Genomic DNA, 17,185 nt, shown 5'->3' on the forward strand with positions numbered 1-17,185 from the left:
GGCCCGCTCGCTAGGGGCGGCGGGTATGTCTCTGATGATTGTTGCTCGTCAGCCGCCCAGCTTCTGGATCGCATGCGGCCTGGTCGCGAAAGCGACGTTCTTCGTCTCCATGTAGAAGTCGAAGGACCAGTCGCCGCCGTCGCGGCCGATGCCGGAGTTCTTGACCCCGCCGAAGGGGGTGGGCAGGTGGCGGATATTCTCCGAATTCACCCAGATCATCCCTGCCTCGAGATGATCGGAGAAGCGGAAGGCGCGGGTAACGTCAGAGGTCCAGAGATAGCCGGTGAGGCCATACTGGACGTCATTAGCGAGCGCCAGCGCCTCTTCCTCGTCCTTGAAGGGGATGGCGGTCAGCACCGGCCCAAAGATCTCCTCCTGAGCAATGCGCATCTTGTTGTTGGCGCCGGTGAAGAGCGTCGGAGACACATAGCAGCCGCCGCCAGGGCCATCGAACTTGGCGCCGCCGGCGGCGATCTTGGCGCCTTCCGACCGGCCGATCGCGATATACTCCAGCACCTTCTTCTCATGGACCGGATGGATGAGCGGGCCGACCACCGTCTCAGGATCGAGCGGGTGGCCGACCTTGATGCGGCTCGCCTTTTCGGCGACGAGCGAGGTGAAGTCGTCGTAGATGCCTTTCTCCACCAGCAGGCGCGATGATGAGGTGCAACGCTCGCCATTGAGCGAATAGATCATGAAGACGGCGGCATCGGCGGCACGCTCGAGATCGGCATCGGCGAAGACGACCACCGGGTTCTTGCCGCCGAGTTCGAAATGCACGCGCTTCAGCGTCTCCGCACCCTGGCGCATGATCATCGAGCCGGTGCGGCTTTCGCCGACGAAGCCAATCGCCTTGATCAGCGGATGTTCGGTGAGCGCCTTGCCGGCATCTTCGCCGAAGCCGTTGACGAGGTTCCAGACGCCCTTCGGCAGGCCAGCTTCCTCGGCGATCTCGACCAGTAGGCGTGCAGACAGTGGCGAGAATTCGGCCGGCTTATGGACGATGGTGCAGCCGGCGGCGAGCGCCGGCGCGATCTTCCAGGTCGACAGCATGAAGGGCGTGTTCCACGGAGTGATCACGCCGACCGGGCCGATCGGCACGCGGGTCGTCAGGTTGACCTGGCCGTCGGCGCGTAACGACTTGCCGTCGCGGGCTTCTGGTGCGCGGTCGGCGAAGAAGCGGAAGTTTTCCGCACCGCGCAGCGCCGCCTTGGCCATGAATTTCAGGGACTGGCCGGTGTCCATGCATTCGACGAAGGCGATTTCCTCAGCGCGGTGGACGATCGCATCGGCGACGTTATGTAGCAGCTTCCTGCGCGCCTGGCCGGGCATGGCAGCCCAGTCGGCGAAAGCAGCCTTGGCGGCCTTGGCGGCGCGGTCGATGTCTTGTGCATTGCCGCGGGCGACGGTGGCGATAGGTTTCAGATCGACAGGCGAGATGGTCTCGTAAGTCGAGCCATCGGCGGCTGCGGTGTCCTCGCCGCCGATGCGGTTCAGCACACCCTGCTTCCTGAACCGGGCAAGGTAGTCCTCCGCCCTGGCGATGTTTTCCTGCAACTTGGACATGATCTGACCCCTGATGTTTTCCTTTTGGCGGCTATCGACCGCGGAGGCGCGAGTGGATCGCGTTTTTTTTCCAGCTCAAGTCCGGATCGATCTCGCGGATCTCAAGCGAAAGCGCGAAGTGCGGGGTCTCGAACAACGGGGCGAGTACGCTGCTCGCCGCCACGAAAACCGCTTCGCCGGTACGTTTCTTTTCCTCCGGCGAACGGCCTCTGCCTATACGGAAGTTCAGGTCGACAAAGGCGTTTTCGGCAAGCGCGTCGGCAATCGCATAGTGCTCACAGCGGACCGCCCGGACTCGTACGGCGCCGGTTTCGAAGAGCCCGGTCGACAGCACAGCCCTCAGCAATGCATGGCAGAGCGCGCCGATATCGGCCCGGCCGTCGAGATTGGCGGAGTATTCAACGGTGAGATGCGGCATGGGTCCTCTCGCGTGCTTCCGATTTGATTAACGTGTTAAATAATTTCACCACTGTCAAGCGGCATTTTCGCGAGGGGCCCGATTGGCGCCTCCTGTCAGCCGCCGAAGCTGCCGGCCAGTGTCGGCACATGCACGTAGTTGCGGTCGAAATAGAGCAGTGCGTGCCCATCCTTGCGGGTGCGGATTTCCGCCACCTCGCCGATGAAGATATTGTGCGTCCCGATAAGGCGCGCCTCGACCAGACGGCAGTCGAAGGAGACGATTGCATCGGCAAGCGCCTGATTGCCGGAGTTGAGATCGATCCACTCGGCGGCCGCATAGCGGGCGTCCATGTCCGCCTGTTGGCCGGCGAAGGAGCTCGCCAGATCCTTGTGCTCGCCAGTCAGCACATTGACGCAGAAACGACGGTTCTCGACAAAAAGGCCTGTCTGGGCCGAACGGCTGTTCATGCAGACGAGCAGCGTCGGCGGCTCGTCGGTGACCGAGCACATCGCGGTGGCGGTGAACCCGCCGCGCCCGGCGGCTCCATTGGTAGTGATGACATTGACGGGGGCGCAGACCCTCGCCATCGCATCGCGGAATTCTGTCTTTGAGACGGCGGTTCTCATGGCAGCCCTCTCATTCGGCCGCGTTGCGAACAGGCGAAGCGTCGTCGAGCGGCGGCAGCCAGGTGTCGCCCGTCCAGCCGTTCTCGTCGTAATCGGCCATGCATTGGTCGACGAGCGCTTCCATCTCCTTGAGCCGCCCGCCCCGCTCGGCACCCTTCAGCACCTGCAGTCGAACCTCTTCCGGAGCGCCGGCATAGTTAAGCTCGTAAAGGGCATGGCGGCCGCCGAACTCAGTGCCCGTCGCATCCCAGAGCAGCTTCATGATCTTGATGCGCTCCACATGGCCCATGTCGTTCGAGCCGCGGACATATCGCGCCAGATAGCGGTCGATGTCCGGATTGAGAAAGTCCTTGGCAGAGGAGGGAAGATAGATGAGACCGGAGGCCACGACCCTACGGACCGTTTCGATGACTCGCGGATAAGCTTCCGACATGAAGGTGCGGTAGGAGAGCGCCGCTTCGAGATTCGGCAGGACGGTACCATTGGTCCAGGGAATGGGATTATGGGCCATCGCATTCGAAAAGCTCCAGAACATATGCCGCAACGCAATGACTTCGCCGAGCGCGGCCTGATTGCCGCGGAAGGCATCGCCGCCTGTGGCGCGGAGCGCCTTGGCAAGCAGGCCAGCGAGGAAGTCGAGCTTGACCGCAAAACGCGTGCAGCCCTGGAAGCAGTAGCCGTGCATGAAGCCCGAGGCAGGGTGGAAGGAGAGGATTTTGGCCGCGTCCCGCAGCACCAGCACGTCTCCCCACGGGACAAAGACATTGTCGAGCACGAGGATTGCGTCGTTCTCGTCGAAGCGCGAGGACAGCGGATAGTCGAAGGGATGGCCGACGCTGTTGGCGGTCTGCTCATAGGAGACGCGGCAGAACATCTTGATGCCCGGCGCGTTCATCGGGACGATGAACATGACCGACAGCGACGGGTCCTCGGTGACCGTCGCCGAGCTCTGGGCGAGGAAGTTGTAGTGCGTCAGGGCCGAGGAGGTCGCGACGACCTTGGCTCCGGACACGTAGATCCCCGCATCCGTTTCTTTGGTGATGTGAACGAAGACATCCTTGACCGCATCGGCCGGCTTGTGGCGGTCGATCGGGGGATTGACGATCGCGTGGTTCATGAAGAGGACGGATTCCTGCGCGCGGCTGTGCCAGGCAAGCGCGTTCTCCTTGAACGGGCCGTACCAGTCGGCGTTTGCCCCGAGCGTGTTCATCAGCGCCGCCTTGTAATCGGCGGTGCGGCCCATCCATCCATAGGACATCCGGGCCCAATCGGCGATGGCGCCCTGCTGTGCGACGAGTTCGGCGGAGGATTTCGCCACGCGGAAATACTTGTGGGTATAGCCGCCCGAACCGGTATCCGTCGGAGAAGTCAGGCGCTCCTTCGTCTTCTCGCCGTGCAGCGCGTCGTACATCCGGGCGATGGACCGGGCGGAGTTGCGCATCGAGGGATGGGCCGTGACGTCGGCGATTCGTTCGCCATTGATATAGACCTCACGCCCGTCGCGCAGGCTTGCCAGATATTCGGCGCCGGTGAAAGGTCTGGTCTTGTCGCTGCGGTGATCTTCGGCACGCATATTCGTGTTCCTCCCTGGAATAATGACAAAAGCTAAGCCGGAACGGCATGCGCGGCCATGGACAAAGACGGCAATTCGCTGGTACTTTTTTCGGTATGGTCACGCGACGCGACGTTCCGGCTTTCTTTGTTTATGGTGAACCAAGCCGCGCGCTTGATGTCGGCTTTCTCCACGTCGAGACGGTGATGGAGCGCAGAAGCGTGCATTTCGGACATGTTTCACCGCATAAGCATCCGCTGATGGGACAGATCACCTATTGGTTCCAAGGTGGCGGCACTTACCGCATTGAAGACGAGACTTGGAATTTTTCGGCTCCCGCCATAAGTTTCGTGCCAAGCAACATCGTTCATGGGTTCGATGTCGGCGAGCAGTCGGATGCGATCGTCGTCTCGGTATCGGACGACCTCCTGCGGTCGATGGCCCCGCAGGTGGAGCTTGGTCTCAATGCGCCTATTCTGCTCAAGGGGGAGAGCGTCGACTTCACCTGGAAAAGGATCGGGTTGCTGCTCGACATGATCGCCGATGAGTACCGCCTCGGCGGAAGTGCGAGCGAGAAGGTCCTCGTCGGATTGATATCGGCGGTCCTGTCGCTGATGGCGCGCCTTGGCGGTGCCGGCAGCCTCGACGCCACGTCCCCAACCGTTTCGCTCGGCATGGCGCTGCGTCGCGCCATCGACCAGCACTACAAGGAGGAATGGCCCGTCGGGCGCTACGTCGATTTGTTGGCAACCACGCCGCACCTGATCGACAAGGCGGCCCGCGAAGTCTTCGGGAAAACCGTCAAGGAATTGCTGCTCGACCGCCGGCTCCTCGAAGCGAAACGGTTGTTGAAGTTCACAATCCGCCCGGTCGAGGATATCGGCCGCGAAATCGGCTTCGACGATCCGGCGTATTTCTCCCGCTTCTTCCGCAAACGCACCGGCGAGGCGCCCGCGGCCTGGCGCCGCCGGCATTTGCATCCCGAGAAAGCAACGTCCGTTACTTGAGCGCACCTCGACCGGAACACAATGGCGACGGGGAAGCCCATTAAGACAGTCGCGTCCAGCACGCCATAAGCGTCAGGAAACTGCCGGAGATTCAAGCATCCCGGCGAGCTCCAGTGCCTCGGCCACGTAGCGCGTCAATCGTTCATGTGAATCTGGCGTCCCGGGGCGAGCGCCGATCCAGCCGATATAGGTGAGGCTTCTGATCAGCAGGAAAAGCGGAAGCATCTCGACGTCCTTGTCCGCGAGCGGACGCTTCCTTCGATAGCCCGCCAGGAGAGCCGACTGGATCAAGGCGAAATTCGCTTCTCCCCGGTTTCGGAGAAGCGCCGTTGCAATGTCGAACATCCGCCATCCATAGCCGGCATCGTCGAAGTCGATCAGTTCGACGTGATCGGGTCCGACGAGCACATTCTCCCGCACGAGATCCGCATGGATGAGGCCATAGTCGAGTCCGGAATGTGCAACGGCAGCGAGTCGCTCGGCAAGCCGGTGCCGCAACGCCGAAAGCCTGGTCGTCTGGTCGCGGGTTAAGCCCGGACAATCCCAGAAGCGACCCCAGACCGGCTGTTCCCCTAAAAGCCCTCCCAGGTCCCACGTGGGGCGGTTGAAATCGCACGGCGCGACCCAGCGGTCGGAGATATTGTGCAACTCGGCCATAGCCTCGCCGAGCCGGCCGAAGATGCGTTCCAACCGATCAGGCGCATGACCAAGCGGAACGCCGGAACGGCCGAGCTCCTTGCCGTTCATCCAGGTCACGACGTCGGCATGCTGGCCGGCGAAGAACGCCGTCGCCGGCAAGGCGACGACGTTGCGTCCGTCGGCGGCGGGAATAGGAGCGGGGACGCGCAATCCACCCGCCCGCACCGCCGCCATCCACTCCAACTCGGAAGCGAGCGCGCGCATGTCGTGGTAGCCGGGGCGATGCAAGCGGAGAACCGCGGGCTCGCCGCCAGCGAGACAGATGCGGAAGACCGCGTTCTCGCGAAATTTCAGAAGCTCCGGCATCTGATCCGCGAGAGACCAATGCATGAGCGCTTCCCTTGCCCGCGCGAGAAGGGCAGGCACTGGCACGTCGGGACGGTCGATCATCGGCCCCTCAGAGACTGGAAAGCACGTCGTCGAGGGTCGACAGCATCAAATCGGCATGCTCCCTGGAAAACGGCATCGGTGGACGGATTTTTGTGGCGCATTGATAAATGCCGATCTTCCCCATCAGCACACCGCGCTTACGCATTTCGTTGATGACAGTGGCCGCGAGCTCCGGTCCGGGCTCCTTCGTTGCCCGGTCGAGCACGAATTCGGTGCCCATGAAGAGACCGCTGCCACGCACGTCGCCGATGACCGCGTGCTTCGCGGCGAGCCTTGCAAAGCCGCTTCGCGTGTATTCACCAACGGCCCGCGCATTCTCGATCAAGCCTTCATCCTCGATGACGTCGAGAACGGCCATCGCCGCGGCGCAGGAGACCGGATTGCCACCGAAGGTGTTGAAATAGCGGAAAGCCTTGCGAAAGGCGTTCAGCGTGTCGACGTTGGCAATGACGCCGCCGACCGGATGGCCATTCGCCATCGGCTTGCCGAGCGTCACGACATCCGGAACGATGCCGGCGCGCTGGTGGCCCCACATATGCGTGCCGGTGCGGCCGAAGCCTGGCTGGACCTCGTCGGCGATGATGAGGCCACCGGCCTTGTGGACGGCGGCGACGGCCGCGTCGAGGAAGCCGGCCGGGAGGTCGGGAAAGCCCTCATTGGCGAAGAAGGGATCGATGATCAGGGCGGAAAAGCCGTGCGGGCTTTCTTCGAGCGAGGCGATCGCCTTTTCCACCTCCGCAGCGAAGGCCGCCGAGAATGCCTCACCCAAGGCGCCGCCGAGCGGCCGATAGCTGTCCGGCGCCGGTACATGCCGCACATGGCCGCCATAGCCGCCGACGGGCGGCATGCGGGTGGAGAGCTGCGAGACCGCGGCCGTATTGCCGTGATAGGTGTGGTTGGTGGCGATCACCCCGGTCCTGCCTGTCACCACCTGGGCCATGCGCAGGGCGATGTCGTTCGCCTCGCTGCCGGTGCAGGTCAGGATCCCCGCATTGAGCCTATGATCGAACGTCGACGTCAGGCGCTCGACATAGTCGAGAATGCCCTCGTGCAGGTAGCGGGTGTGCGTGTTGAGGGTCGAAGCCTGACGGGCGATCGCCTCGACAACGCGCGGATGGCAATGGCCGACATGCGGCACGTTGTTGTAGCAGTCGAGATAGCGCCTGCCGTCGGCATCCCAGAGCCAGACGCCTTCACCGCGGACGAGGTGGACCGGATCTTGGTAGAAGAGCGACATGTTGCGGCCGAGCAGGCGTTCTCGGCGGGCGAGCAATGTGGCCTTGTCCGACATTTCATCGTCCCCCGGCAGCGGCAAGCCCCGCATCGAGCGCGCTGACGATGCGAGCGACGTCGTTGGCGGTGATGACGAGCGGCGGCGACAGGATGACGTTCGGCCCCGAGGTGCGCACGAGGACGCCGGCCTCGTAAGTGGCATCCTGAACCGTCTGCAGGATCTCTTTGGGGGCAGGAGTCTTGCTCCCCCGATCGCTGACCAGTTCGAGCGCGCACATCAGCCCCTTGCCGCGCACGTCGCCGATGAGCTCGTGCCTGTTCTGGAGGTTCTCCAGGCCATCGAGGAGTTCCTCCCCCCGCGCTGCAGCATTAGCGGCAACACTGAGCCGGCTCGTTTCCTTCAACGTCGCGAGTGCCGCGGCCGCGCCGACTGGATGGCCAGAATAGGTATACCCATGTCCTATCGTGCCGGTACCGTTCTTGTTGCTTTCGAACACCTCGGCAACCTTGTCGGCGATCATCACGGCGCCGAAGGGATAGTAACCGTTGGTGATCGCCTTTGCGGTGGACATGAGATCGGGCTTCACCCCCCAGAGCCGCGACCCGGTCCAGGCTCCGGTGCGACCGAAGGCGGTGATGACCTCATCGGCGATCAGCAGGATGCCGTGCCGGTCGCTTATCGCGCGCATCAGTGGCAGGAAACTATCGTGCGGAACGATGACGCCGCCAGCACCAAGCACCGGTTCGAGGATCAGCGCCGCGATCGTGTCTGCGCCCTGAAAGGCAATCTCCTCCTCGAACAGGCGCCCGATCGCCGCCGCGACCTCCGCGCCGTCGCTGGTGCCAAACGGGTTGCGGTAGGTCCAGGGCGCCGGCAGGTGAAAGACCCCCGGCAGCAGCGGCTCGTAATTGCGGCGGAAGTTCTGATTGCCGTTCACCGATGCGCCGCCGAAATGGGTGCCGTGATAGCCCTTTTTCAGGGCGATGAACTTGGTGCGCTCCGGCTGGCCGTTGATCTTGTGGTATTGCCGCGCCAGGCGCAGGCAGGTCTCCACCGAGTCCGAGCCGCCCGACGTGAAGAAGGAGCGGGTGAGGCCGTCCTCCTTGAACCACTCGGCAAGCTCGTAGGAGAGCTCTATCAGCGGCGAGTTAGTGGTGCCCCGGAACGTCGAATAATAGGGCAGCTCTTCCAGCTGTTCGCGGATCGCCCTTTTTACCGGCTCGCAGGAATAGCCGAGATTGACGTTCCACAAGCCCCCGACCGCGTCCAGCACCTTCTTGCCGTGGATATCGACGATCTCGACACCTTCGGCCGCATTGACGATGCGGGGCGGATGGGCCTGCATCTCGGCCGGATGCGCCATCGGGTGCCATAGGTGGCGGGCGTTGTTCTCAATCAGGAAGTTGGTCTCACGCATCGGTATTACCTCTTTGTTCAGAGCCCAAGCATTGCAAGCGCGCGGGCATAGCCCTCGGCCGGGTGAGTGACGTCGAAATGCACGTAAGGCAGACGCACGGCCTCGGCGCCCTCGATGTTCTTCTTTTGGTCGTCGACGAAGATGCAGGCTTCGCGAGGAAGCGCGAGTTCGGTAAGGACGAGCTCGTAGGCGCGGGGATCGGGCTTCAGGATCTTCGTGTAGGTTGCATCGACGATGACGTCGAAGAGATCGATCAACGGAAAGCGCTTGCGGAATCCGACGCCGTAGAAGAGGTCGAGTTCGTTCGAGAGAATGGCAAGCTTAAGCCCAGCGGCCTTCACCTGGAGGATCGCATCGCGGGCTTCCGGACGCAGCACCAGCTCCGGCTCGGCGCCGCGGGCGCGGCGCACGAAGGTCTGCATCTCGTCCCAATTCTCACCGATCATCCGGCCGACTTCGCCTGTGCGGGTGAGCCAATAGTCTCGTTCGGTAATCTCGCGGTTCTGCATCGCCACCCAGAGCGGATCGGTCGCGGGGTCGAAGGGACCCCGCCAGGTCAGCGAGCCGGCCGGCAGGCCGAGGGCGCGTTCGGTGATGTCGTGGGTTTCGAACAGCGTGCGGGTCACCACGCCTCCGAAATCGAGAATGAGCGCACGATCGCCTGTCATGGCCGTCCTTCCGGAATGATGCCTTCGGCCACCCACGCGTCGAAGATTTCGAGCGTTTTCTGAGCGAACGCCGTGGCGTTGATATGGGCGTTCACCTCTCGAACAGTGACGTTGGCCGGCAGAGCACTGCGGATCTCGTCCACGAAAGCGTCGAGCCCTTCAGGATCATGAAGCCGCTCCTCCGGCTTGTCCCATTCATGCAGGCCTTCGATCGGCAGCAGGAAGGCGACCTTTGCGTCGGCAGTCGCGAGTTTTCGCCCGACGAGCCGGGCAATCTCGCGCCGGCCTTCCGGCGAGCTGGTGACCGATCCGATCAGCCGGTTATGGGCATGATAGGGGCGGTCCGCAAAGATGGCGGGCAGGTCCTGCCATGCCTGAAGATCGACCATGTCGACAGCGCCGGGGGCGACGATCTGTGGAATGGCGGCGCGCCCGGCGTTCTCCAGCCGGTCCGGCCCGGAGGTGACGACGGTCCCGTAGTGATGATTGCTGACCTCCTGAATGCAGAGGTCGAAGACCGCTGCAAATCCGTTCTCCGCGGCGATCGCCTCGAAGGCGCGCCCGCCCATGCCCGTCGCGTGGAAGACGGCGACTTCGTACCCGCGCTTCGCGAGTTCCGGTTTAAGATGCTTCATGTATTTGAGGCACGAGGAGCCGAGTGACGTCATGCCGATCAGCGGCCGTTTGCTGTTCGGCTTCGTGCCATGTTTCGCGGCTCCGACCACCGCGCCGCACGCCTGCGACAGGACGGACCGGCAGATGCCGTTCAGGCCATAAAGGCCGCCGGCCCACAGGATCATCATCAGGTCGGGTGCGATGCGCTCCGGCGGAATGAGGTGGGAATAAGCGATGGTCGAGACGACGAACTTCGGTACGCCGAGCGGCAGGGCCGCGGCGACGTCGAGGGCCAGATCCGTTCCCATGGTGCCACCCAGCATGATAACGCCGTCCATCTGGCCCGCATCGTAGAGATCGCGGGCGAGGCTGGCTGCACCCTTGCCCATCAGCGCCATGGCCCTGTTCTCGTCTCCACTGGCGATGATGGCCTCGATCGAAGTGCCGGCTGCTTCGGCGATGTCATGTTTCGAGTAGTCGGGTGCATAGGGCGGATCGTCCAGAATGCTGACGTCGACCATCAGCGGCAGGCCGCCCGCTTCTTCAATGACGGATGCCATAAACCGCAGTTCGTCGCTTTTAGTGTCACCGGTCCCGATGACGACTATCCTTGGCGAAGGCGCCGAAGGGCCCATCAGCCTGTCCTCCTGATTTGCGTGCTTGTTCCCATGGGCCTTTCCGACCCGTAGTATTTTTCTGAAATTGCCTTGGCCGTGGCGGCAACTTGCGCGCCGAACTTCATGAGCTCCGACTGATCGGCCCTGACCATCGGCGCTGCGATCGCGACGCAGCCGATCGGATGGCCGCCGGGTGCGCGGATCGGTGCAGCAGTGCTCACGACGCCGGCCTCGATACCCTGGTGGCTTATGGAAAAGCCGCGCGCCACCGTTTCATCAAGAAGGCCGCGCACCACTGCGGGATCGACGATCGTGTATTCGGTGATCCTCTCGAGCGGCTTCGAAAGGGCGGCGTCGATCTCGCCTGGAGGGCAGAAGGCAAGATAGGCGAGACCTGAGGCGGTCGCATGAAAGGGCAGCAGTGTGCCCACCTCTACGTTGACGCGGTGCGCACGCCGGGAATCCTCGACATGGATTGTGGACAGACGGCCGCCGGAAAACTCGGAAAGATGCACCGTTTCCGTCGACGCTTCGGCGAGCGCCTTGATGAATGGAATGGCGACACGCAGGAACGGGTACCGCGCCTCGCGGATCCGCGCCAGCCGGACGGGCGCCGATCCGATGCGGTATTTACGGGTTTCTGGATCCTGTTCGACGAAGCCGTGCTTTTCCAGCTCGACCAGAAAGCGGCGTGTCGTCGCCTTGTCGAGTCCGCACAAACGCGCGATGTCGGTCAGTCCCGCTTCCGTGTCGAGCCGAGATACCTTGTCTAGCAATGACAGCGCTTTACCGACCGTGCTCATCGTTACTCCTCTTGAGCCCTCTTTCTTCGCTGCTACTTCGGGCTTGTGCCCGCTTCGCATCGCTTCCCCCGCGGCGCAGATACTTAACATGAGAAATAACTTGACAGACGCGGAGTTTCTTTGCAAGTCTATATTTGAAGCATGGGTTCACATATTGAACCGTATGCGCTGACGGGTGCGCAATCAATAACAAGCAAGAAGCGCCTTTTCAGTCCGAATTGGTGGAGGTCGCATGCGGGCGTTCCGCAGCGATGGTCGGATACGTTCAACAAGGGGAACGAACGCTTATGGATACTCACAACTCACCGGGCGCGGGTCAGAACCAGCTGCGCAAGAACAGCCTCGGCGTCGGCGCCGTGACATTCCTTGTGGTCTCCGCGGCTGCACCGCTGACCGCAGTGGCGGGCGGCGTACCGCTATCCATGCTGCTAGGCAATGGCGCAGGCATTCCGCTGACCTTTCTGCTGGTCACGGCGCTGCTACTACTCTTTTCCGTCAGCTACGTCGCTATGGCCCGCCACATCCGCAATGCAGGCGCATTTTACGCCTATACTGCACGAGGACTCGGCGGCCTAATGGGAGGGGCGGCAGCACTTGTAGCAATCCTCGCCTACAATGCGATGCAGATTGGAGTTTTCGGTCTGTTCGGCGCAGCAACGTCCGGCTTCTTCGCAGAACAAATCGGTCTCGCTCTTCCCTGGTGGGTCTGGACCTATATCGGTATTGCCGCTGTCGCCGTGTTTGGGTATCGCCGCGTCGATCTCTCGGCCAAGGTACTGACCGTGCTGGTCGTCCTCGAATATCTGGTCGTCCTGATCATCGATGCGGCAATCCTCTTCACCGGCGGCGAAGGCGGCCTTTCCTCCGCCCCGTTCACGCCGACCGCCTTCTGGGGCGGCACGCCGGCAATCGGCATCCTCTTTTGTTTTGCTGCCTTCATCGGCTTCGAGGCAACGACCATCTACAGTGAGGAGGCCCGCGAGCCGCAGAAGACAGTTCCGCGTGCCACCTATATCTCGGTGCTCACCATCGGTCTCTTCTACATGCTGACCTCCTGGCTGATGGTGAATGGCGCCGGCGTGGACAAGCTCGTTCCGGAACTTCAAGCCCTTGCCGATCCGACCACCTTCCTCTTCGGCCTCGCCGAGCGCTACGTCGGGCACTGGATCACCGTCGTGATGAGCATTCTCTTTATCACCAGCCTGTTCGCCGGAGTGCTCGCTTTCCACAACGGCGTGGCCCGCTACATGTACGTGGCCGGCCGCGAAGGCCTGCTGCCGAAATCCGTCGGCGCGACGCATCCGGAATTCCAGAGCCCGCATGTAGGCTCGGTGATCCAGACGATCTTTGCCGTACTCGTCGTGGCGCTTTTCGCGCTGACCGGCCAGGATCCTGTCTTGGGGCTTTTTTCCTGGCTCACCAATGTCGGAACGTTGGCAATCATTCTCCTGATGTCCTCCACCGCCTTTGCGATCGTCGCCTTTTTCGGCCGCAATCCCGGCCTAGAAAGCAACGTCCTCGTGACCAAGCTCCTGCCGATGGTCACCGGGGTAATCCTGCTCGGACTGGTCTACTATATCGCGGTGAACTTCGGTGCCATCGCCGGAGCCAACGGTGTTCTCGCCGTGGTATTGCCGAGCCTCGTGCTCGTGGCCGCACTCATTGGCTTCGTTGCCGCGGCACGCTTGAAATCCGCCAATGCGTTGGGCTTTGCAAGGCTGGGGGCAGGGCAGGAAGCCTAATAATGTCGGATTATGATGGCGGGCATCTCGCCCGCCATACTTTCGCAAGGACGCCGGACCATGCAGGACAAGATCGACCAACTCCGAACATTGCCCGTCGCGCCCCAATCACTTTTCATCGGCGGCGCATGGCGAGGACCGGTCGGCGGTGCTGTCATTGATGTCATCTCTCCGATCGACGGTAGCAAGCTGACGACCATCGCCGATGCCGGCGCCGAGGACGTGGACCTCGCCGTACAAGCGGCGCGTGCCGCCTTCGAAAAGGGTACGTGGTCGAAGGCAGCACCCGCCGAGCGCAAGAAGGTCCTCCTGAGGATTGCCGAACTGATCGAGAGAAGTGCTTTGGAAATCGCAGTCCTCGGCGTGCGCGATAACGGCACCGAGATCTCGATGGCGCTCAAGGCCGAGCCCGGCAGCGCCGCGGCCACCTTCCGCTACTATGGCGAGGCGATCGACAAGGTCTATGGCGAGATCGCGCCGACCGCGGAGAACGTCCTCGGACTGGTCCACCGCGAGCCGGTCGGCGTCGTCGCTGCGATCGTACCGTGGAACTTCCCGATGATGATCGCAGCCTGGAAGATTGCCCCGGCGCTTGCCGCAGGCAATTCAGTCGTTCTAAAGCCTGCCGAAGGCGCCTCCCTAACTCTGCTGAAGCTCGCAGGTCTGTGCGCCGAGGCTGGTTTGCCCGAAGGTGTTCTGAATGTTGTGACAGGCAGGGGCGCGGCCTGCGGCGAAGCGCTCGGCTTGCACAACGACATCGACGTGTTGGCATTCACCGGTTCCGGACCAGTGGGCCGACGGCTACTGGAATATTCGGCCAGGTCAAACCTGAAGCGCGTCTATCTCGAACTCGGTGGTAAGTCGCCAAACATTATCTTTCGCGATGCCACCGATATCGACCAGGCCGCCAGGGTTTCCGCCCTTGGCATCTTCCGCAATTCCGGCCAGGTCTGCATCGCCGGATCGAGGCTCCTGGTGGAACGATCGATTCATGAGGAATTCTCTGAAAAAGTTGCGAAGATCGCTAGACAAATGAAAGTCGGCGACCCGCTTCAGCTCGTCACCGAGGCCGGCGCGATCGCAAGCGAAATCCAGTTGAAGAAAGATCTTTCCTATGCCGAACAGGCGTTGATGGAGGGGGCTGCATTGCGCACGGGCGGTAAGCGAATACTGGAAGAGACCGGCGGCTATTATATGCAGCCGACCGTCTTCGACGTCACGCCGGACATGACCCTCGCGAGGGAAGAGGTCTTCGGGCCCATACTGTCAATCGTTTCCTTCGAGACTGAAGCGGAGGCGCTGCAGATTGCCAATGCCACGGATTTCGGCCTCGCCTCAGCCGTTTGGACCTCGGACCTGTCGCGGGCGCATCGCATGGTGAGGGGCCTTAGGGCCGGGGTCGTACACGTCAACACCTATGGCGGCGCGGACAACACCGTTCCGCTCGGGGGCGTCAGGCAATCGGGCAACGGTCACGACAAGTCGCTCCACGCGCTCGACAAGTACGTCAACCTGAAGACCGCATGGATTCAGCTTTAGGCCGTGTGGACTCTTGGGGATTGAACCAACCCGCTTCTTGCGTTCGCGTCGCGACACCCAGAGGCCGGCTTCCATCATCCACTGACGCGGCGTCTCCTTGCTGACGGCTATCCGGTGGCGCTCGGCCAGCTTCTCGGCAGCCAGCGTCGGACCGAAATCGGCATAGCGCTCGCGCACGACCGCTACGGCATAGTCGCGCACGCCGTCGCTGATCCGGTTGTTCGACGGTCGGCCGATCGCCTTGTGCCGGATCGATGCTGCACCATCCGTCCGGATCCGCTCCAAGAGCCGGCGAACCTGACGCGTGCTCAAGCCCAGGACATGCGCCGCCGAAACAATCGTCATCCGGCCGTCGACGACCTTCGACAGAACCTCAATCCGCTGCAGATCGCGTTCGCTCATCGCAATCAGTCCCATCCGCAATCTCCCACGTCATTGAAAACGCGGGGAGAGTGACATTCTTACTTTGCAGAAACAGGACACTTCAACTTTGCGGCTACACAAGATGTCACAGCTATTTAAAGAAGAGACAAAGTAGTCAACTTAGAAATGCGACTTCATCCTATCCATTATTACTGCGTTTTCAAGTTGATATGTTTACAAAGTACGCAGACCCAAGCCGCCGGCCGGGTGGAGCTGGTCAGGGTTGCGCAGCCCGGTCGGCGGCGGATGGCTCCAGCTGCAAAATAAACTTCAGCTTTGAGAGCTCGAACCCGTCGGATGCTCGGCTGCCTTCAATCTTGCCAGAGACTGCTGCCGCCGGGCGATCACCACAGGATCGTTGGTGAAATCCGTCCTCCTGCCAGGCTTCGTGCCGCGCTTTTGGTAGCCATTGCTTTGGCTGCCGTCGGGAATGCCGAACATATGGTCCGTCTGGCCGGTGCGACGCGGCCCGCTTTTGCTGCGCTGTTGCTCTCGGCCGGCCTGCATCTCGGCCACTAGCGCCAGCATGTCATCGAGGCGCTTGTTCTCAACCACCTCGGATCGGTGCACCGAGCGCAGCGTGTCGAAGGTTCTGTAGGGCAGGGACGTCCCCTCGTGGGTGATCTCAAGACGGCCATCGGGATAGTCGCAGACAATGACCTTCTTGCCGGCGAGCGTCTTGGCGATATCCGTCGGATCGAGGATGAATTGCACCTTGTCATAGCGCAGCGTCAGGGCCTGCGACAGCTTGCGGATCTCCTTGCGGCACATGGCACCATCGAGGTTCTCATGCGCGGCAAACGGCCGATGCATGTCCTTCGGATTGCGCGGTTCCTTGCCAAAGCGACGATTGAAATCCGCGATGAACTCCGGCGCATAGGCATTGGCCGCCGCAATCGTGTCGATGCCGCGCAGCCGCAGTTCCTTGACCAGACGATCCTGCAGCGTCTGGTTGGCGCGCTCGACGCGTCCCTTGGCCTGCGGGGTATTGGCGCAGATGATGTCGATGTTGAGCTCATAAAGAGCCCGCCCGAACTGCGTCAGGCCACTGGTCCTGTCCTTCTTGGAAGCATGGGTCGTGCGGAAGATGCCATGCTTGTCGCTGTAGAAGGCGATCGGCTTGCCCCATTGCTGCAGATAGGCCCTCGTTGCGTGAAAATAGTCGAAGGTGTTCTCTGAAGCCGCAAAGCGCAGATGCAACAGCTTGCCGGTGGCGTCGTCGATATAGACGAGCAGGGCGCATTTGGGGCCGCGGTTCTCGAACCACCAATGATGCGAGCCATCGATCTGAATGAGTTCGCCGAAACAATCGCGCCGGCCGCGCGGCTGGAAAACCCGCTTCTTGCGTTCGCGTCGCGACACCCAGAGGCCGGCTTCCATCATCCACTGACGCAGCGTCTCCTTGCTGACGGCTATCCGGTGGCGTTCGAGCAGCTTCTCGGTGGCCAACGTTGGTCCGAAATCCACGTAATGCTCACGCACCAGGTCGAGCACCAGGTTGCGGAAGTCCTCACTGTGGCGCCGGTTGCTCGGCCGGCCGCGCTTCTTCGAGACCAGACCGTCGGCGCCGGCACGATCATAGGCCTGCAACAGCCGGTGCACCTGACTGCGACTGAGACCGAGCAACGCGGCCGCCTCGACGACAGTCAGGCTACGCCCGCGAATCTGTTGGATGAGTTCAAGACGATGCAATTCCTTCTGCGACATGGTGATCAAACAAGACATGACGACTCCGAACGCTCATGGTCTCAACCACGCTTCACGTCGCCAGTCTTCCTTCCAAACGTTGACGTTTGACCAGCATCCCAAGAGGCGACGACTGTCGCATCTCTAACTGGTGCATATGTCGCATCTCTAAAATGTCGTGTGAATTCATGCCGAACTGCG

14 protein-coding genes and 1 pseudogene are annotated in these 17,185 nt (G+C 62.0%); 3 read left to right on the forward strand and 12 right to left on the reverse strand.

The window, feature by feature from the left end:
* Positions 1–48 precede the first annotated feature (48 nt).
* From hpaE to SJ05684_RS22570, 4 genes are all read right to left on the reverse strand, one after another.
* Positions 49–1,566: a 5-carboxymethyl-2-hydroxymuconate semialdehyde dehydrogenase gene (gene hpaE / locus SJ05684_RS22555; RefSeq protein WP_034857707.1), complete on the reverse strand. Its 1,518-nt coding sequence runs from the start codon at positions 1,564–1,566 to the stop codon at positions 49–51.
* A 31-nt stretch (positions 1,567–1,597) separates the two neighbouring features.
* Positions 1,598–1,984: a 5-carboxymethyl-2-hydroxymuconate Delta-isomerase gene (locus tag SJ05684_RS22560; protein ID WP_034857705.1), complete on the reverse strand. Its 387-nt coding sequence runs from the start codon at positions 1,982–1,984 to the stop codon at positions 1,598–1,600.
* A gap of 95 nt (positions 1,985–2,079) precedes the next feature.
* Positions 2,080–2,592, reverse strand: a complete 513-nt coding sequence (locus SJ05684_RS22565; RefSeq protein ID WP_034857703.1) for a flavin reductase — start codon at positions 2,590–2,592, stop codon at positions 2,080–2,082.
* A 10-nt stretch (positions 2,593–2,602) separates the two neighbouring features.
* Positions 2,603–4,165, reverse strand: coding sequence for a 4-hydroxyphenylacetate 3-hydroxylase N-terminal domain-containing protein (locus SJ05684_RS22570; RefSeq protein WP_034857702.1), 1,563 nt, complete (start codon positions 4,163–4,165; stop codon positions 2,603–2,605).
* Positions 4,166–4,260: 95 nt separating this feature from the next.
* Between SJ05684_RS22570 and SJ05684_RS22575 the strand changes: the two genes are divergently transcribed.
* Complete coding sequence (locus SJ05684_RS22575) at positions 4,261–5,151, forward strand: helix-turn-helix domain-containing protein (RefSeq protein WP_034857700.1); 891 nt, start codon at positions 4,261–4,263, stop codon at positions 5,149–5,151.
* A gap of 72 nt (positions 5,152–5,223) precedes the next feature.
* On the opposite strand, the gene SJ05684_RS22580 is transcribed toward SJ05684_RS22575, so the two are convergent.
* From SJ05684_RS22580 to SJ05684_RS22605, 6 genes are all read right to left on the reverse strand, one after another.
* Positions 5,224–6,180 (reverse strand): phosphotransferase, encoded by a 957-nt coding sequence (locus SJ05684_RS22580; RefSeq protein ID WP_244426694.1) that lies wholly within the window; start codon positions 6,178–6,180, stop codon positions 5,224–5,226.
* Positions 6,181–6,247: 67 nt separating this feature from the next.
* A complete protein-coding gene (locus SJ05684_RS22585) occupies positions 6,248–7,531 on the reverse strand; it encodes an aspartate aminotransferase family protein (RefSeq protein ID WP_034857734.1) in 1,284 nt (427 codons plus the stop codon).
* Position 7,532: 1 nt separating this feature from the next.
* Complete coding sequence (locus SJ05684_RS22590) at positions 7,533–8,891, reverse strand: aspartate aminotransferase family protein (protein ID WP_034857697.1); 1,359 nt, start codon at positions 8,889–8,891, stop codon at positions 7,533–7,535.
* A 17-nt stretch (positions 8,892–8,908) separates the two neighbouring features.
* Positions 8,909–9,559, reverse strand: coding sequence for an HAD-IA family hydrolase (locus SJ05684_RS22595; RefSeq protein WP_034857695.1), 651 nt, complete (start codon positions 9,557–9,559; stop codon positions 8,909–8,911).
* The gene (locus SJ05684_RS22600; protein ID WP_034857693.1) at positions 9,556–10,809 is read right to left on the reverse strand and encodes a Tm-1-like ATP-binding domain-containing protein; all 1,254 of its coding nucleotides are present in this window, start codon (positions 10,807–10,809) and stop codon (positions 9,556–9,558) included. Before SJ05684_RS22600 ends, SJ05684_RS22595 begins: the two co-directional genes overlap by 4 nt.
* Positions 10,809–11,594, reverse strand: a complete 786-nt coding sequence (locus tag SJ05684_RS22605) for an IclR family transcriptional regulator (RefSeq protein ID WP_034857692.1) — start codon at positions 11,592–11,594, stop codon at positions 10,809–10,811. Before SJ05684_RS22605 ends, SJ05684_RS22600 begins: the two co-directional genes overlap by 1 nt.
* Before the next feature lie 287 nt (positions 11,595–11,881).
* On the opposite strand from SJ05684_RS22605, the gene SJ05684_RS22610 reads away from it, so the two are divergent.
* On the forward strand, positions 11,882–13,336 hold the full coding sequence (locus SJ05684_RS22610; RefSeq protein ID WP_034857691.1) for an APC family permease: 1,455 nt from the start codon (positions 11,882–11,884) through the stop codon (positions 13,334–13,336).
* A gap of 60 nt (positions 13,337–13,396) precedes the next feature.
* Complete coding sequence (locus SJ05684_RS22615) at positions 13,397–14,875, forward strand: aldehyde dehydrogenase (RefSeq protein ID WP_034857732.1); 1,479 nt, start codon at positions 13,397–13,399, stop codon at positions 14,873–14,875.
* A gap of 36 nt (positions 14,876–14,911) precedes the next feature.
* Here the strand turns inward: SJ05684_RS22615 and SJ05684_RS22620 are convergent.
* Both SJ05684_RS22620 and SJ05684_RS22625 read right to left on the reverse strand, forming a co-directional pair.
* Positions 14,912–15,292 (reverse strand): annotated as a pseudogene (locus SJ05684_RS22620) (helix-turn-helix domain-containing protein); the annotation flags it as partial.
* A gap of 276 nt (positions 15,293–15,568) precedes the next feature.
* Positions 15,569–17,023, reverse strand: coding sequence for an ISNCY family transposase (locus tag SJ05684_RS22625; protein WP_095694228.1), 1,455 nt, complete (start codon positions 17,021–17,023; stop codon positions 15,569–15,571).
* Positions 17,024–17,185 lie beyond the last annotated feature (162 nt).

The sequence above is a fragment of the Sinorhizobium sojae CCBAU 05684 genome (assembly GCF_002288525.1).
GTDB classification, from domain to species: Bacteria; Pseudomonadota; Alphaproteobacteria; order Rhizobiales; family Rhizobiaceae; genus Sinorhizobium; species Sinorhizobium sojae.

Bases quoted from the DNA above. Each gene is read 5' to 3' on its own strand.
- SJ05684_RS22600 (WP_034857693.1), bottom strand. From the start codon at position 10,809: ATGGGCCCTTCGGCGCCTTCGCCAAGGATAGTCGTCATCGGGACCGGT.
- SJ05684_RS22570 (WP_034857702.1), bottom strand. From the start codon at position 4,165: ATGCGTGCCGAAGATCACCGCAGCGACAAGACCAGACCTTTCACCGGC.
- SJ05684_RS22585 (WP_034857734.1), bottom strand. From the start codon at position 7,531: ATGTCGGACAAGGCCACATTGCTCGCCCGCCGAGAACGCCTGCTCGGC.
- SJ05684_RS22595 (WP_034857695.1), bottom strand. From the start codon at position 9,559: ATGACAGGCGATCGTGCGCTCATTCTCGATTTCGGAGGCGTGGTGACC.
- SJ05684_RS22590 (WP_034857697.1), bottom strand. From the start codon at position 8,891: ATGCGTGAGACCAACTTCCTGATTGAGAACAACGCCCGCCACCTATGG.
- SJ05684_RS22560 (WP_034857705.1), bottom strand. From the start codon at position 1,984: ATGCCGCATCTCACCGTTGAATACTCCGCCAATCTCGACGGCCGGGCC.
- SJ05684_RS22565 (WP_034857703.1), bottom strand. From the start codon at position 2,592: ATGAGAACCGCCGTCTCAAAGACAGAATTCCGCGATGCGATGGCGAGG.
- SJ05684_RS22575 (WP_034857700.1), top strand. From the start codon at position 4,261: ATGGTCACGCGACGCGACGTTCCGGCTTTCTTTGTTTATGGTGAACCA.
- SJ05684_RS22625 (WP_095694228.1), bottom strand. From the start codon at position 17,023: ATGTCTTGTTTGATCACCATGTCGCAGAAGGAATTGCATCGTCTTGAA.
- hpaE (WP_034857707.1), bottom strand. From the start codon at position 1,566: ATGTCCAAGTTGCAGGAAAACATCGCCAGGGCGGAGGACTACCTTGCC.
- SJ05684_RS22605 (WP_034857692.1), bottom strand. From the start codon at position 11,594: ATGAGCACGGTCGGTAAAGCGCTGTCATTGCTAGACAAGGTATCTCGG.
- SJ05684_RS22610 (WP_034857691.1), top strand. From the start codon at position 11,882: ATGGATACTCACAACTCACCGGGCGCGGGTCAGAACCAGCTGCGCAAG.
- SJ05684_RS22580 (WP_244426694.1), bottom strand. From the start codon at position 6,180: ATGCATTGGTCTCTCGCGGATCAGATGCCGGAGCTTCTGAAATTTCGC.
- SJ05684_RS22615 (WP_034857732.1), top strand. From the start codon at position 13,397: ATGCAGGACAAGATCGACCAACTCCGAACATTGCCCGTCGCGCCCCAA.